We start from the raw sequence: 14,067 nt of genomic DNA, 5'->3' as shown, positions 1-14,067 counted from the left end.
GTGTGATGGGCCCCGGTCCCCGCGACGATCCGGCGCGTGAAGTGCCGGCATCTCCCTAGGGCGCCTCGTATCAGTTGCCAGGTCACTCTGCCGCCTGCGTCGGTTGGTCCTGCTCGACGAGCGGGCCGGACCCGTTGCTCAGAATCTTCTTGACGACATCCTTGCTCATGCCCAACCCCACGCCGGTGCCAATACCGGACACCCCGAGCACCGTTACCTGATCCGGCCCGATGAGGTTAAAGGCCCGGCGCTTGAGCTTCGACGTCCGGAGCTCGAAGTTGCGCTTGAGCGCCTCGAGGGAGTTCTGTAGCGAGATGGCCTTCTTGAGCCGCGCCCGGAAGTTGGCCAAGTCCCGGTCCAGCTCCGACGCGCCCTCCTCCAGCTTCCGCCGCGCCCCGATGAGCACTTCCTGGCGCTTCTCGTTGACGAGCTCGGTGATGTCGGTGTCCAGCGAGATCTTGGCCTGTTGTAGCTCCGGGGTCAGGCGACGAGCCTGCTTCCGCTTCGTGCGGAGCTCGGACTCCACCGCCTTCACGGCCGACTCGAGCCGCACCTGCCGCTTCTCCTTCATGGCGTCGATCTCCTTGAGGAGCGTGCGGATCCCTTCGAGGTCCTCCAGGATCTGATTGTTGGCCGAGGGCATGCTCACGTTCGTCACCTCGATGCCGAAGTCGTCTGAGAGGTGGTCGTTCAGCGCCGCCACAATGTTGTCGAGCGAGTCGCGCCCGCTGAATTTCACCCGGGCATCCTCCACGGACGTGATGATGCGCAGCGCGATGTACGACGCGTAGAGGTTCAGGCTCTTCATGATGCCCGCCGGGGTCGTGTTCGCGATGAACTTCTTTGAGTCGACCACCTGGAAGACGATCTGGCTGGAGATGCCGATACTCGCGTAGTCGGCGGTAAAGTTCGCATTGTGCATGTCCACCACCTGGTCCCGCTTCGAGACGAGGTAGGGGATGTAGTCGGAAAATCGAAACAGCCAGTTGCGTCCGTTGCGGGTTTCCGTATTCTCGTATGGCTCGCCGAATCGGCACAGCACCCCTTCATAGCCCTCCGGCACGTCCACCTTGGCGTTGAGGAGGTACCGGGCCACGAACGCGAGACCCCCGCCGAGGAAGAACAGGTACGCGACGACGTTGAGGATCGAGGGCAGAAGGACCAGCAGAAAGAGCCCCATGAGCAGGGGGCCAATGCCCGCAAATCGACGCTGGTCGGGGACGAACTTGAGCACCTCCTCCTCGTCAATCCCTCGAAATTGCTCCTTGAGGGTCTCTCGGGCCGAGTCGGTCACCATTCCGACCATCGCCCCAAGCTTGTCCTCAATCTCCCCCTGAACTTGCCTCCGTCCCTCCTCGATTGAGGCCTGGAGCTCGTCGGAGGCCTTGTCGCCCACCTCGTTTGCGATGTCGCCGGCCGCGTCTTTTACGCTTTCCATGGCTGTGTAGGCTTTGTCGATGCCAACGGGAAGTGATCCGCGGAGAACCAGCAGGGGGCGCTATCCCTCCTGCAGCGACGCCTCGACATTCTTGGAGATCTTGTCGAGCCGCGACTCGACATTGTCCAGCGAGAACCGCTCGGTCGAAATTTCCGACTCGGACGAGATCGTGTCGAGGGCCGCCTGGAGGCGATTCATGATCTCACTGACGTTCACGTCTTCGGCCTTCTCCTCGATCTCCTGGATGATGGCCTCGATCTCCGCCTCGGTGTAGGAGTCGCCGGCCTCCTCGACGAGGCGTTCGAGCTGCTGGAGCGTCCCGGTGTCCTCCAGCACGCGCTGGACCACATCCTCCCCAGGAATGATGTCCTCGTTCACTCCGCTCACGACCACGGATTCGACCTGCGGGACGTACTCCGGCAGCTTGGTTTCGAGCTCGTCCAGAATCTGCTCCCATTCCGAATTGAACCGCTCGATCGCCCCAATCGTGCTCATCTCCTTCGCCCGAATCTGCGCCTGCAGCGACTCGATGAGCGAGATGGCCGGGGCGATTTCCTCCTGTGCCGCGTTCTCGATGGTGGCCTCCCGGGCCTGCATGATGGCCTCCTTGTTCTCCTCATCGTTGAGCGTCTGGCGCATGGACTTGATCTCACGGAGGACCTGATCGGTCTCCCGCACCGCCAGCTTGAGCTCGGCCACCTTCGCCTGGATCTCTTCGTCGATCTCCTCCTCGGTAATTTCGCGCAGCGTCTCGGTGGCCTGGCGCAGCCGCGTGATCGACGACACGAGCGGCAGGGCCAGCGTGCGCAGGTAGTCCCCGCTCGTGAGGTTGCCGACGGGGATGTGGTCGATGATTTCGATGCCGTAGTCCGAGCCGAGCCGCTGCAACCGATCAAGAATCTGGCGCCGGTCCGGGTCGTCGGACTCTTCGAGGTCGAACTGCGAAATGTCGATCTCCTCGATCTGGGAGGCGCCCGTCAGGTACTCCACCGAAAGATTGCTCGACTCCAGGTTGTCGAGGCGCTCCGTGACGCTCTCCCCCTCAATCTCCGGCACCGCCACCGATTCGACCATAAACTGGTTGAACTCCCGGGCACTGATCTTGAGCACCGCGTCCTTGATGATGCTCTCGTACACCTCTCGGAGCTGGCGCAGGAATTTCTCGAACCCGCCCCGTTCGAGGAGGCGGTACGTGTCGGTGACTCGCATGCGGATGGCCCCGCGATACTTCTGAGTGATGTTCTCGCTGGTGTTTCCGGCAATCTCCGGCATCTCGAGCACAATCAGCTTCGAGGACACCACCGCGTAGGGCTGGACCCGCGGGTCGAGCACGAAGCTCCACTCCCCCGGCTGAAGCGTCTTGACGATCTTCTCGTGCTTCATGAAGTGGATTTCGGCCCCGGGCTGGCCGGTGTAGAGGTTGTTTTTCACCAGCGAGAACCCAAAATAGACCAGATAGAGCACGACGGCGGTCAGCCACGTCCCGAGCGACACCACCTCCCACCCGTGGAGCGCATCGATCGTCCAGTGCACTCCCTCCGGCAGGAAGCCGAGCGGCTGGCTTATGAAGTATACCGAGAGGACGAACAGGAGGCCAAGGGCCCGGAAGAACGTCGGGAAGAAGCTAAACATCCCGCTCCCGACGTAGACGATGCCGATGGTCTGGCCGTCCTCATCCTGCTGCCCGATCCGCCGGAGCGCTTCCTGATAACTGCCCTGCGTTTCGGTGATCCCAATCACAGAATCCATGGGGAAGGGGAGTGGTGCTTGTAAAGAAGCGTACCTTCGAACGCCGGGCCGCAGACCGGCATAATCCGTCTGTGCGCCAGGGGAATGGCTTCTGCGGAATTTTTGTGGTTGCACACATCCTCCTCACGACGGAACGGGCGGAGTTGTTACAGACCCTGCGTCGCCGACCGGTGTCCCGCTCGTCATTCCGTGCTCGTTCCACATTTGAACCCCTACGGCCTCATCTGTTGGGGATAGGAACGGTCTGTTCAGTGCAGGTTTATGTGAATCGGCCCCAACACTGGTCCTCCGCCGCTTCGCCCCCGACAACCGTACACGCCAACGGCATGAGTCCAGCAGGCAAGACTTCGGACCTCTCGTTTGGCACGCGGCTCGCTGCCCTACGGCCAAGAGATCATGCGAACCTGCTCCTCACCCCGACGCTCGTGGTGTTCGGAATTTGGGTAGGGGTCACATCAGGGGGTGCCCCGGCCGACCTGTTCTCGGCTGGGGTTCTGCTTTCATTGGCCGCCATGGGTGGATACCGAGCGTATGTGGCATGGATGGACACTACTCCCCATCTTCAGGCCGGGAGGGCAGAAGGCAATCCGGCGTCTTAAGGGTACACGTAAGCCACGGGTGTTCCTGTGGTCCGCGGACGTTTGGACACAGGACCGACCGGGACCGGGCACCCACCATGCAGGACCGGGCTTGGATCTTCGGAATGGACTTCTAGCCCCCCTCTTTCTCTTTTGCACATCTCAACTGCTTTATGTCCGACGCCGTCGACGCCCTCGATCACGAGCGGTTCGTCCGGGCCGCCATCGACGAAGCCGCCTCGGCCCAAGACGCCGGAAACCCGCCTTTCGGCGCTGTGCTGGTGGGCCCGACCGGGACGGTCCTGGACCGTGCCGGCAATACGGAGGGCCACACGGGGGACTGCACGGGGCACGCCGAGACCAATCTCGTCCGCGTCGCCTCTCAAGAATACGAGCCGGAGCGGCTCGAGAAGACCACCCTCTACGCCAGCACAGAGCCGTGCGCAATGTGCGCCGGGGCGATCTTCTGGGCCCGCATCGGGCGCGTCGTATTTGGGCTGCGCGCCGAGCGCCTCTACGAGATGAAGGGGGATTCGGGACGCCAGCTTGCCCTTCCCTGCGAGGAGGTGCTTGCACGGGGCAACCATAAGGCCGAGGTGATCGGCCCTGTGCTGGAAGACGAGGCGGCAGCGGTATTTGATCTCTAGCGCCCTCGACTCCTGTGGTATGGACGCCTGAACTATCCCCGAACGCGATGTGCCATGCGTCCACGTCTGGCTGGTAGAGAGGACGTCCGGCGCCCCCCACAACCGCACGTCGATGTCCGGCGCCCCATCACGCCCGTCGACGGTGGCAGGTTGGTGCATTTTCGGCGTCGAAGGGGACACTCGACGCGGACTCGGACGTGCATCGTCCCTACACGATCCACGAGCTACGAGGCCATCGACGCCGGCAGCTCGGCCTTCTTCGTTCCCACCTCTTCGGACGCCCCGTCGCCCCCCGGCGACGGCAGGTCGTCCGGCACGTCGGGCTTCTTCGTGTCCACCGCGTCCGGGTCGGCGGTCTGCTCCGGAAGCTTGGCGGCGGGCACCTGGATGTCCGGCGCGTCGGGCTTGAAGTTGAGCATCACCTCCAGCACGCCCTCCTTCGTCTCCGGCTGCATGAGCTCGTGCCGCAGCGTAGAGGCGTTGCGGAAGCCCTTGAAGTAGCTGCTGTAGTTCTTGCGCATCTCCATGACGCCGGTGTGCTCCCCCAGCCACTCGCACTTGAGCGACAGGTGCTCGGCCACCACCTGCACCCGCTCCTCCCAGTCGGGCGGCGGGGGCAACTCGCCGGTCTCCATGTAGGTCTTCGCGCGCTCAAAAATCCACGGGTTGCCCAGCGCGCCGCGGCCGAGCATGACGCCGTCGACGCCCGTTTCCTCAAACATTGCCTCGATGGCCTCCGGGTCGAGCGCGTCCCCGTTCCCGATGAACGGCATGTCGCGGGTGCCCTCTTCCTTGATCTTGCGGAGCCACTCCCACCGGGCGTCGCCCTTGTATTTCTGTTCCCGGGTGCGGGCGTGCACGGTGAGCGCCGCGACGCCCATGTCTTCGAGCATGCGGGCCACGTCTACGATGTGAATCGAGTCGTCGTCCCAGCCGAGGCGCGTCTTGACAGTTACCGGCCGGGTGGCCTCCTCCATCACCGCCGCCGTGATGCGCTTCATCTTGTCGAGGTTGCGCAGCACCCCGGCCCCGCCGTCCTTCTGCACGATCTTGCGGACGGGACAGCCGAAATTGATGTCGATGACGTCCGGCCCGGCGGCGTCGACCATGGGCGTCGCGTTTCGGACCTCGTCGATCCCGCCGCCCCACACCTGGATGCCGACGGGGCGCTCCTCGTCGAAAATCTCCAGCTTCTGGTGCTCGTGCTCCTGCTCGCGGAGGAGGCCGGCGGAGGAGACGAACTCGGTGTACATCATGTCGGCCCCGTACCGCTTGCAGAGGACGCGGAACGGCGGATCGCTTACGTCCTCCATGGGCGCGAGGAAGAGGGGCCGGTCGTCGAAGTCAAGGTGGCCGATACGCATCGAAACAGGGACGATTTAGGGGGTAATACGTGTGCCATTAGGCGTGCAAAAACGTATCAGGCGCGTGTGGTGGTTCCGGAAGAGACAGGGACGGGATGGCCGACCGAACGTTGGAACGGTTGTCGGGTAGCCTACCCATCCACCAATAGGCGAAACTGTACCCATTCCGGTCGCTCATCCGTAGGTTGAGTGCACGGTCTCTTTCTCCTTGACCTTCTGGTCTTCATGTCCGACGAACACCGCTCTTCTCCCCTCCGCCCGCTCTCGCTCGCCCTGCTCGCGCCGCTTACGGTTCTGCTCACCGGCTGTGGCGGCCCGAACCTCCTCGAACGCATCTCGACGGCCAGCTGGGGCTTCTGGGGAACCGTCATCATCGTGCTCGACCTCGTGGCGCTGGTCGACCTGCTCGGGGACGGCAGCCGGAGCACGACCAGCACAGTCGTCTGGGCGCTCCTCATCGTCTTTGCACCAGTGCTCGGGGTGATCCTGTACTTTATCTTTGGTCGCGAGTAGCAGTATGCACACAAGCGTATGGACCTCCAGGCGAGGCGCCGTAGCCCGTGGAGCCGCCCTCATGATCCTGTCGGGCATTCTGCTGGCGTGTGGTGGGACGCGCCCCGCAGCGGAGTCGTCCCCGAAGGCCCAGTATCAGGCCGCCATTGCGGACGCCCGCACGGCGGAGCCCTCGGAGATTAGGACGACACTCACGCCCCTCGCCCCCTACAACGACTCGCTCGCCTGGCGCACCACGGCCGATTCAACGCGGCAGGTGCTCGTGGTGACCTGGGCCGGGGCCGACACCCTCCCCACCGCCGCGGCAAGCGACACGGTGACGGCCGACCGGGACGTGTGGGTGACCGCCGCCCCCGCCCTCAAACAGTTCTGCCGCGCCTCCGACCGCACCGACGATGCCCTTCGGCTCCGCCTTGCACAGCGCCTTGGCCTGCCGCCCGACGCGGACTACGACCGCTTCGTGGAGCTCTGGGTCCGTCCCCGAGACCTTGTGCGTCCCTGCCCGGACCCAGAAGTGACGGACCGCGAGTGCGAACTGCGATCGCCTCTCCCTCGGACACACGCGCAGGTCAGCAACGCCCACCGGGACTGGTTTCGGGAGTTGAAAGAGACCTCCTACGGCCCGGACGGCTACCCCTTCACGGGGCTCGGCTACACCTACGACTGGCACCCATCGACCGACGAGGTCGGGCCCAGCGAGTTTGTGCTACGGCCCGGCCGGCCCGGAATCGTCCGGGCCACGTACTCGACGGCTGCGTACTGCGACAGCTCAGAGTGACCCGCATTTTTTCTTCGCGGGTTGCACGGTCGTATGGTCGGGTGCACATCTAAGAACGTGACTGTCTGTTTCCACCACCCCGCCCCCAATGCCGACCCGACACTCGCTGACGATCGCCCTTTTCCTCGTCCTTCCGACCCTTGGCACCGGGTGCCAGTCGACGGCGCCGTCTGTCTCACCGACCACCGCAACGGAGGAGGCGCCGGCGCCCCTGATCGTGATTTCCATCGACGGCCTCCGCTGGGACTACCTCGACCTGCACGAGGCGCCGGCCCTGTCGAAGATCGCCGAGGGCGGGGCTCACGTCGACCACCTCACGCCGGTCTTCCCCACCAAGACCTTTCCCAATCACTACAGCGCGGTCACGGGGCTGTACCCCTCCAGCCACGGCATCATCGCAAACACGATGTACGACCCGGCGATGGATGCCTCGTTCAGCCTGGGCGACCGGGAGGCTGTGATGAATCCGGACTGGTGGGGCGGCGAGCCCATCTGGGTGACGGCCGAGCAGCAGGGGCGCACCGCGGCCACGTACTTCTGGCCCGGCTCCGAGGCGCCCGTCCAGGGCACGCGGCCCACCGAATGGTTTGAGTACGACGGCAGCGTGCCCGGGACCACCCGCGTCGACCAGGCCCTGCAGTGGCTCGACCGCCCGACGGACACGCGCCCCGACCTCATCACGCTTTACTTCAGCCGCGTCGACACGAAGGGACACGAGCACGGCCCCCGCTCCGACTCAGTCGCCACGGCCCTACGCGAGGTCGACGGCTTCGTCCAGCGTCTGCTCGACGGGCTCGACGCACGGGGCCTCACGGGCGAGGTCAACCTGATGGTGACCTCCGACCACGGCATGAGCCCTACCTCTCGAGACCGCACCATCGTCCTCGACGACTACATCGACCCCGACGATGTGCGGCTCACCGCCCGCAATCCGGTGGCCATGATGGAGCCCCGGTCCGGCGTGTCGACCGACTCGATGGTGACGGCACTCGAGCAAGCCCCCCACCTCTCAGCGTACCGGCGCGGCGCACTGCCGGACACCCTCCACTTTGAAGGCCACCGCCGCATCCCATCCGTGATCGCCGTGGCCGACGACCGGTGGAGCATCCGCACCCGGCGCTGGATGGCAAACAATCCGGACTGGACCGGCGGCGGCACCCACGGCTACGACCCTCGGTCCGAGAACATGCATACGCTGCTCGCCGCCCGGGGTCCTGGGTTCCGGAGCAACACAACGATCGACCAACTGTCCCTGCTCCACCTCTACGAACTGATGAGCGCGCTGCTCGACGTGGAGCCCGCCCCCAACGACGGGCGGCTGGAGGCGGCCCGGCCGCTCCTCGTGCCCGCGGTGGCCCGGACAGCGGAGTAGCCCAGCGACCGCCTCGCCGCCCCCTTCTAGGCAGACACGGGCGACTCCTCGCCCAGGCGCATCACCTCGTCGGCAAGCGGGCGCAGCGCGTCCGTGAGGTGGCTGGCCACAATGGCAAGCCCGCCGTCCGCCACAAACTCGTCCAGGAGATCGACGGTGGCCTCGGTGGTGGCAGTGTCGAGACTGCGAAGGGGCTCGTCCATGAGCACGACTGCCGGATCGGCCACGAACGCGGCGGCCACCTGCGCCTTCTGCGTCATGCCGCTCGAGTAGGTCCCGATCAGGTTCTCGCGGCGCTCGTCGAGCCGGAGGCGGTCGAGCACCGCCGCGACGCGGGCCGGGCCCTCGTCGTCCGTCCAGCGTCCCCGGCTGCGCAGGATCCACTCCAGCAGCTCCACCGCAGTGAGGTGCTCCGGCAGTTCAGGCCCCGCGTGGACGAGGCCCACCCGCTGAAGATACCGGTACGGCTCGTCGTGCACGTCGATCTCGCCGTAGCGCACCGTCCCGTCCGTGGGGTAGCCCTGCACGGCCAGCAGGCGCAGGAGTGTGGTCTTGCCCGCGCCATTGGGCCCCACGAGGAGCGTGAGTGTCCCCGGGTCAAATGACCGCGAGAGGTCCGACAGGATGGGAGGGCCGTCGCCGTACCGTTTGGAGAGGGCGTCGAGGGTGAGGGTGTCGGCCATGACGCGAGTCGATGTGGAGAGAAAGCGTGTGGGCGATTGGCCCGCTGGTGGGGCTGAGGGCCAGCTGCGGGCTACGCGGCGGAGCGCACCGTTCCTTCCGTGGCCAGGGTCACGGCCGTGGCCGCCGCCACTGAGAGCCCAATGTGGACGGCCGCCCAGGCCCCGACCCAGGCCCATCCGTAGGTATTGCCGAACAGCACCACGAGCGCGAGGCTCCCCACATGCGGGCCAAACCAGCGCAGGTTGACGAAGGTGCGGGTGCCGATCCAGTCGCCCACCGACTGCAGGGCCCGCTGGAACAAGCGGGGCGCCGCCGATGGGGTGCCCAACACCGCACAGGCGGCCACCTGCCCGGTGAAAATCAGCGTCAGGTACCCAGTGACAAAGGCCGGAGCCCCCCCGCGGATGCAGAAAAGCCAGAGGCCAAGGTGAGCAACCGCCACGAGGCGGCCGAGGGGGAGACGGCGGTCGAGCTGGCGGATGCTGGCCCAGGTGGCCGGGCGCCACCGTGAGGGCACCCAGTAGAGCGCGTCGTACGGCACCGGTTCACGGTCGGTGGCCGCCACCGTGCCCCCACCCAGCACCTCTGCGTAGAAGGCCGTGGTGTGGTAGAAATGCCGGTCGTACGCGGACCGCGATCGCCACAGGCGCACGCCCGCCCAGCCCGTGAGGAAAAGCCCGGGCGCCCACGCCAGCCCGTACAGCCCGTTGGCCGCGGCCGCCGCGGTGGCCACGACGACACCGACCCCCACCGCAAAGCACCGGGTGGTGGCAAAGAGGGCCGGCACAAGCCCACGCGGGAGACTGATTCCCTGTCCCTGCTCCTCCACGGCTCGGGCGTACCACTGTCCGGCCCGTCCCTCCTGCCAGGCTTGTGAGCGGGCCCCGAGGGTCGCAAAGTGGACGAAGCTGTCCAGCGCGGTGCCTCCGATTAAGAGGAGCCCCTGCCCCAGGGCCATGGTTTTCACGCCAAGGTGTTGGAGGGGGCCGCCGGGATCCCCGTACGCCACGAGAACGGCCGGCACCGCCGCCAGCAGCACGAGCGGCCCCAGCCGGCGCGCCTGGTAGCGCAGGAGCCGCGGGGGCGACCAGTTCAGTCGCTGCAGCATCGAGACGTTCGGATCCGGGAACAGCACGTTCGGCGGCGCCACGGCGAACACGCCCGCACCCGCCAACGCCCACAGCCGAAGCCCGGCGGCCCGCGTCCCAGGATCGGCCCCGGCGGCGAGCAGCAGGGCCGCCGTACTGAGCACCCCCAGGAGCAGTCCGTAGGCGAGCCGGGTCGCCCACCCGCGGACGTGGCGAATCGGGGCCGTGAGGGAATGAGGCAGCACGACGGTGCGGGACAGTTTCAATGATCAACGGCTAAAGCAACGTATTGCCGAGCAGGCCTTCATGTCCATTCGCCCCCGGGAAAATCAGACCAAATGTGCCCGAACTGCCGCCCGTTCGTCCCCGTGCCCACTCTTGTGAAGTTTTACCAAAACCAGGAGTCCGTCTGTAAGATCGGCGTGTCTCGAGGGACTCATTGTAGTGAAAGAATTCCGTGGATGCGTCAAGGCCCGCGTCATGCCCGATCGGGACGACGAGTTTGTACAGCTGGTGCGCGAGAACGATGCGCGTCTTCGCAAAATCTGCCGCGTGTACGCGGACGGTGCGGAGGCGCATCACGACCTGTACCAGGACATTCTCGTGGAGCTCTGGCGGTCTTTTTCCTCGTTCGAGGGGGACGCTGAGCCGAGTACCTGGCTCTACCGCGTGGCCCTCAACACGGCCCTGAGCCACGACCGCTCCAAGGTGGTACGGGACGAGGCGACGCTCGACACCGATCATCCGGTATGGACGGACGGCATGAGCCGCCCCGACGAGCGCCTCGATCGGGACGAGAAGCTCGACCGGCTGTACGTCGCTATCGACCGTCTCGACGACGTCGACAAGGCACTCGTGATGATGTACCTCGACGAGAAGAGCTATCGAGAGATGGCCGATGTGCTCGGCCTCAGCGAGTCCCACGTCGGCGTGAAACTGCACCGAGTCAAGAACAAACTGGCCTCGTGGCTGGAGGAGACCCCGGTATGAACCTCGACGACGCCAAAGAACTCTGGACCTCAGAACAAGACTCCAACACCCCATCCATGTCTGCACGCTCTCTATCCGACGACGAACTGCTGCGCCTCGTCAAAGAAAAAGCCGAGGCCTTCAATCAGCGACTCTGGCGACGCGACCTTTTGGAATCGATCGCCGCCGTCGCGACCTTCTTGTTCTTCGGCTGGATTCTGCTCCGGGATCCATCCTGGTGGACCCGCTCCGGGGCCCTTCTGCTCATGGCGGGAAGTGCGTACGTCTTCTGGCGCCTACGCCGGGCCCGCACCCGGCACGCCGCTCCCTCCCCGGATCGTCCCGTGGCGGAGGTCCTCCGCACCGAACGGGCGAAAGTGGAGGAACAAATTCAGCTGCTCAACAACATTCTCGGGTGGTACCTTGCCCCGATCACGCTGGGCGCCCTCCTCATCGTAGTGGGGAGCAATGGGTGGACCTGGAGCGCCCTCATCCAGGCCGTCCTGGTGCTCCTCGTCGCCGGAGCCGTCTACCTGTTCAACCAACGGGGCCGGCGTTGCACCTACGAGCCGCGCTACGAGAGGCTGACCCGCCTGCTCGAAAAGGTAGAGGAGAGCGCCTCCTGAGCGGCACACCGGGCCTCCTGCCGTCGGGGCGCGGCGGCCTTTTAGGCCTCTCCGAAAACCTCTCCTCCGTCATGCGTGTACACGCCACGACGCATTTCATTTCCTGCATCGCCCGTTGTGCTCCTCATGCCTACGCGTTCGCTCGCCGACGCTCTCTCTGAGCGCCTGCTCGACGCCTTCCCCCCCGACCAAGCCTACACGGAAGCCGACTGGGCGGCAGACGCGATGCCAGCCCCCCTCCGTCACTACCTGACCCACCTCCTGCGACACCACCATCGGCGCGAGACACGCCAGCTGCGCCGGGCGCGGACGGACTGGGTAAACTACGACCACCCGGAGATGGAGCAGGCCGCCCACGCGTTTCTCGACGCGGTGGATCAGCACATGCAGGTGCCGCGCGACCAGTGGGCCGAAACGCTTCGTACGGCCGCCCGCCGCACGACGAACTACCTCGTGCGCCCGGTCCCGACGCTGAGCGCCTTCGTCTTTGAGGACGCCACCGGGGCGGTGCCGGTGCCACAGGTGCAGTGGCGCATGCGCTTCTTCGGGCCGTACGCCTACCTTCGGAATGCCGTACAGGCCTTCGCCGACAAGCAGGACCGGGACGCCTTCACGCCGGACGCCTTCGAGCGCGTCCTCCGACGCGTCGACGAGCGCATGACGGCGGACTTCGACGCGGATCGCTGGCTTGACCTGCTCGATCCCCTCTTCGACACGGCCCGCTGTGCCACCGGCCGTACCCAGGTCCCCCTCTCTCTCCTGCGTACGTACTTCGAGGAGAAGAAGGCCGACACCCTCACCGAGCGCCTGACTGCCTACGGCCGGACCGAGGACGCCGACACCGTCGCCCCCGATGCGCTGCGTCGGCTGGTCGACGCCGCCCTCACCCAGGGGTCCTCCGCCGACGCTCCCTCCGGGCAGCACGACGCCCCGGACGCCCCTTTAGACCCCAGCCTCCACAAGCCAGCCGACGAGACGTCCGCGTCGGGTTCGAACTCGTCGTCGGAGGCCGCCCCACAAGCCACGCCGATGTGGAAGCAGTTCGAGCAGGACGCCACCCAGCGCCGCACCGAGACCGACACGTCCGAGGACGGCGCCCAGCCTCTCTGGGCCCAGTTCCAGCAGCGCCCCTCGGACGGATCCGAAGAAACAAGCACCTCCTCTTCGTCTGCGAATACAGCGTCGTCTTCCTCGTCGGCCCAGCGGTCGACCGTCTCCGACCCCGATGACCTGTCGACCCTGGAGCGAGAGGTGTTTGGGCCGTCACATACGCCGAAGCGCGAGGTGTACGTAGACGCCCTCTTCGATGGCGACCAGAGCGCCTACCGCCGCGTGCTGAAGCGCCTGCGCACGGCAGACAGCTGGAGCGACGCCTCCCAGATCATTTCGGGGGATGTATTTCGGCCCTATCAGGTCAACATCTACAGCGACGCAGCGGTTCACTTCACGAACGCCATCGAGGCGACCTTCCGTTGAGACTCATGGGCGCACCTCGTTCTCTCCAGTGCGGGCTCTCTCGGGCACTGTCTTCTCTGGCCGCCTGGGCCGCTGACGGTCTCGGCCCGCCAACTCTCATGCCGTCTCCACCCCGATGTGCTGAAGCACCTCGTCGGGACAGCCGGTCCACTCGGCCACGAACTGGTTGCCCTGATACTGCAGGTCCTCCATCCCCATCTTCGAGCTGAAAAACCCTGACGCGGTCAGGTCGCGGAGGCTGTTGAAAAACTCTACCCCGGGCTGCATCTCTGGCTCGGCGTCCTCCGGCCACGCGATGTCGTCGAGCAGCCCCTGCTGCTGAGCCTCGGTGCACTCGACGAACGGGGCGCCGTGCCGGTCGAGGCACGTGTAGTCGACCCACGCGAGGCCCCCACGGAAGGCGGCCTGCTGCTCGTCCCGGTCCGGCAACTGCTCGTCGGTCAGGATGAAATCGATAAACGCCGGCACACCCGCATCCGTAGCGCTGCCGGAGCGGTCGTCGGCCGGGATGATCCAGTCGGTGAGCACGCGGACGGTCTCAAACTCGTGGTCGGTGAAGAGCTGATGGTCGTAGTCCTGCGGCGCGGGCTGGGTGGGGGCCTGTTCGGCCTGCTGCTCGCGGGCCCGCTGCACTTCTTCGGAGGAACAGGCCACGCTGAAGGTCGGCGCGGCCGCCATCAGGCCTAGCATCTTGAGGGCGTCTCGGCGGTTGAGATCGCTCATGGAACTCGGGGAGGCGTTGAGGGAAAGACGTTCGGACAAGGATGCTCGGGGCGAAGGACGCG

Annotated in this window: 13 protein-coding genes; 7 read left to right on the top strand and 6 right to left on the bottom strand. The window is 65.8% G+C overall.

Annotated features, from left to right (window positions below):
• Positions 1-82: 82 nt before the first annotated feature.
• Both OJB03_RS04685 and OJB03_RS04680 read right to left on the bottom strand, forming a co-directional pair.
• A complete protein-coding gene (locus tag OJB03_RS04685; protein ID WP_263785641.1) occupies positions 83-1,438 on the bottom strand; it encodes an SPFH domain-containing protein in 1,356 nt (451 codons plus the stop codon).
• A gap of 60 nt (positions 1,439-1,498) precedes the next feature.
• Positions 1,499-3,187, bottom strand: coding sequence for a hypothetical protein (locus OJB03_RS04680; protein WP_263785640.1), 1,689 nt, complete (start codon positions 3,185-3,187; stop codon positions 1,499-1,501).
• A 751-nt stretch (positions 3,188-3,938) separates the two neighbouring features.
• Between OJB03_RS04680 and OJB03_RS04675 the strand changes: the two genes are divergently transcribed.
• The gene (locus OJB03_RS04675; protein WP_263785639.1) at positions 3,939-4,412 is read left to right on the top strand and encodes a nucleoside deaminase; all 474 of its coding nucleotides are present in this window, start codon (positions 3,939-3,941) and stop codon (positions 4,410-4,412) included.
• A gap of 224 nt (positions 4,413-4,636) precedes the next feature.
• Here OJB03_RS04675 and dusB read toward each other — a convergent pair whose 3' ends face one another.
• Positions 4,637-5,776, bottom strand: coding sequence for a tRNA dihydrouridine synthase DusB (gene dusB, locus OJB03_RS04670; RefSeq protein ID WP_263785638.1), 1,140 nt, complete (start codon positions 5,774-5,776; stop codon positions 4,637-4,639).
• A 225-nt stretch (positions 5,777-6,001) separates the two neighbouring features.
• Here dusB and OJB03_RS04665 point away from each other — a divergent pair, with 225 nt between their 5' ends.
• From OJB03_RS04665 to OJB03_RS04655, 3 genes are all read left to right on the top strand, one after another.
• Positions 6,002-6,289: a PLDc N-terminal domain-containing protein gene (locus OJB03_RS04665; RefSeq protein WP_263785637.1), complete on the top strand. Its 288-nt coding sequence runs from the start codon at positions 6,002-6,004 to the stop codon at positions 6,287-6,289.
• Between the two features lie 4 nt (positions 6,290-6,293).
• Entirely contained in the window at positions 6,294-7,067 is a 774-nt protein-coding gene (locus OJB03_RS04660; protein WP_263785636.1) for a hypothetical protein, read from the top strand.
• Between the two features lie 88 nt (positions 7,068-7,155).
• The gene (locus tag OJB03_RS04655) at positions 7,156-8,439 is read left to right on the top strand and encodes an alkaline phosphatase family protein (RefSeq protein WP_263785635.1); all 1,284 of its coding nucleotides are present in this window, start codon (positions 7,156-7,158) and stop codon (positions 8,437-8,439) included.
• 26 nt (positions 8,440-8,465) lie between these two features.
• Here the strand turns inward: OJB03_RS04655 and OJB03_RS04650 are convergent, their stop codons facing one another.
• The gene (locus OJB03_RS04650) at positions 8,466-9,122 is read right to left on the bottom strand and encodes an ATP-binding cassette domain-containing protein (protein WP_263785634.1); all 657 of its coding nucleotides are present in this window, start codon (positions 9,120-9,122) and stop codon (positions 8,466-8,468) included.
• 71 nt (positions 9,123-9,193) lie between these two features.
• On the bottom strand, positions 9,194-10,456 hold the full coding sequence (locus OJB03_RS04645) for a hypothetical protein (protein ID WP_263785632.1): 1,263 nt from the start codon (positions 10,454-10,456) through the stop codon (positions 9,194-9,196).
• Positions 10,457-10,691: 235 nt separating this feature from the next.
• Between OJB03_RS04645 and OJB03_RS04640 the strand changes: the two genes are divergently transcribed.
• The 3 genes from OJB03_RS04640 to OJB03_RS04630 all read left to right on the top strand — a co-directional run bounded on the left by OJB03_RS04640 (position 10,692) and on the right by OJB03_RS04630 (position 13,282).
• Positions 10,692-11,201 carry an RNA polymerase sigma factor gene (locus OJB03_RS04640; protein WP_263785631.1) on the top strand — a complete coding sequence of 170 codons (510 nt, stop codon included), beginning with the start codon at positions 10,692-10,694 and terminating at the stop codon, positions 11,199-11,201.
• A gap of 56 nt (positions 11,202-11,257) precedes the next feature.
• Positions 11,258-11,806, top strand: a complete 549-nt coding sequence (locus tag OJB03_RS04635; protein WP_263785630.1) for a hypothetical protein — start codon at positions 11,258-11,260, stop codon at positions 11,804-11,806.
• Between the two features lie 126 nt (positions 11,807-11,932).
• On the top strand, positions 11,933-13,282 hold the full coding sequence (locus tag OJB03_RS04630) for a hypothetical protein (RefSeq protein WP_263785629.1): 1,350 nt from the start codon (positions 11,933-11,935) through the stop codon (positions 13,280-13,282).
• Between the two features lie 96 nt (positions 13,283-13,378).
• On the opposite strand, the gene OJB03_RS04625 is transcribed toward OJB03_RS04630, so the two are convergent.
• On the bottom strand, positions 13,379-14,005 hold the full coding sequence (locus OJB03_RS04625) for a gluconate 2-dehydrogenase subunit 3 family protein (protein ID WP_263785628.1): 627 nt from the start codon (positions 14,003-14,005) through the stop codon (positions 13,379-13,381).
• Positions 14,006-14,067: the final 62 nt, after the last annotated feature.

Source organism: Salinibacter grassmerensis (genome assembly GCF_947077765.1).
Lineage (GTDB): Bacteria > Bacteroidota > Rhodothermia > Rhodothermales > Salinibacteraceae > Salinibacter > Salinibacter grassmerensis.
This window is presented reverse-complemented; position numbering and strand designations above follow the sequence as displayed.

What these genes read in the sequence shown, in the direction of transcription:
- OJB03_RS04685 (WP_263785641.1), bottom strand. Translation starts at nt 1,438, where the DNA reads ATGGAAAGCGTAAAAGACGCGGCCGGCGACATCGCAAACGAGGTGGGC.
- OJB03_RS04680 (WP_263785640.1), bottom strand. Translation starts at nt 3,187, where the DNA reads ATGGATTCTGTGATTGGGATCACCGAAACGCAGGGCAGTTATCAGGAA.
- OJB03_RS04675 (WP_263785639.1), top strand. Translation starts at nt 3,939, where the DNA reads ATGTCCGACGCCGTCGACGCCCTCGATCACGAGCGGTTCGTCCGGGCC.
- dusB (WP_263785638.1), bottom strand. Translation starts at nt 5,776, where the DNA reads ATGCGTATCGGCCACCTTGACTTCGACGACCGGCCCCTCTTCCTCGCG.
- OJB03_RS04665 (WP_263785637.1), top strand. Translation starts at nt 6,002, where the DNA reads ATGTCCGACGAACACCGCTCTTCTCCCCTCCGCCCGCTCTCGCTCGCC.
- OJB03_RS04660 (WP_263785636.1), top strand. Translation starts at nt 6,294, where the DNA reads ATGCACACAAGCGTATGGACCTCCAGGCGAGGCGCCGTAGCCCGTGGA.
- OJB03_RS04655 (WP_263785635.1), top strand. Translation starts at nt 7,156, where the DNA reads ATGCCGACCCGACACTCGCTGACGATCGCCCTTTTCCTCGTCCTTCCG.
- OJB03_RS04650 (WP_263785634.1), bottom strand. Translation starts at nt 9,122, where the DNA reads ATGGCCGACACCCTCACCCTCGACGCCCTCTCCAAACGGTACGGCGAC.
- OJB03_RS04640 (WP_263785631.1), top strand. Translation starts at nt 10,692, where the DNA reads ATGCCCGATCGGGACGACGAGTTTGTACAGCTGGTGCGCGAGAACGAT.
- OJB03_RS04635 (WP_263785630.1), top strand. Translation starts at nt 11,258, where the DNA reads ATGTCTGCACGCTCTCTATCCGACGACGAACTGCTGCGCCTCGTCAAA.
- OJB03_RS04630 (WP_263785629.1), top strand. Translation starts at nt 11,933, where the DNA reads ATGCCTACGCGTTCGCTCGCCGACGCTCTCTCTGAGCGCCTGCTCGAC.
- OJB03_RS04625 (WP_263785628.1), bottom strand. Translation starts at nt 14,005, where the DNA reads ATGAGCGATCTCAACCGCCGAGACGCCCTCAAGATGCTAGGCCTGATG.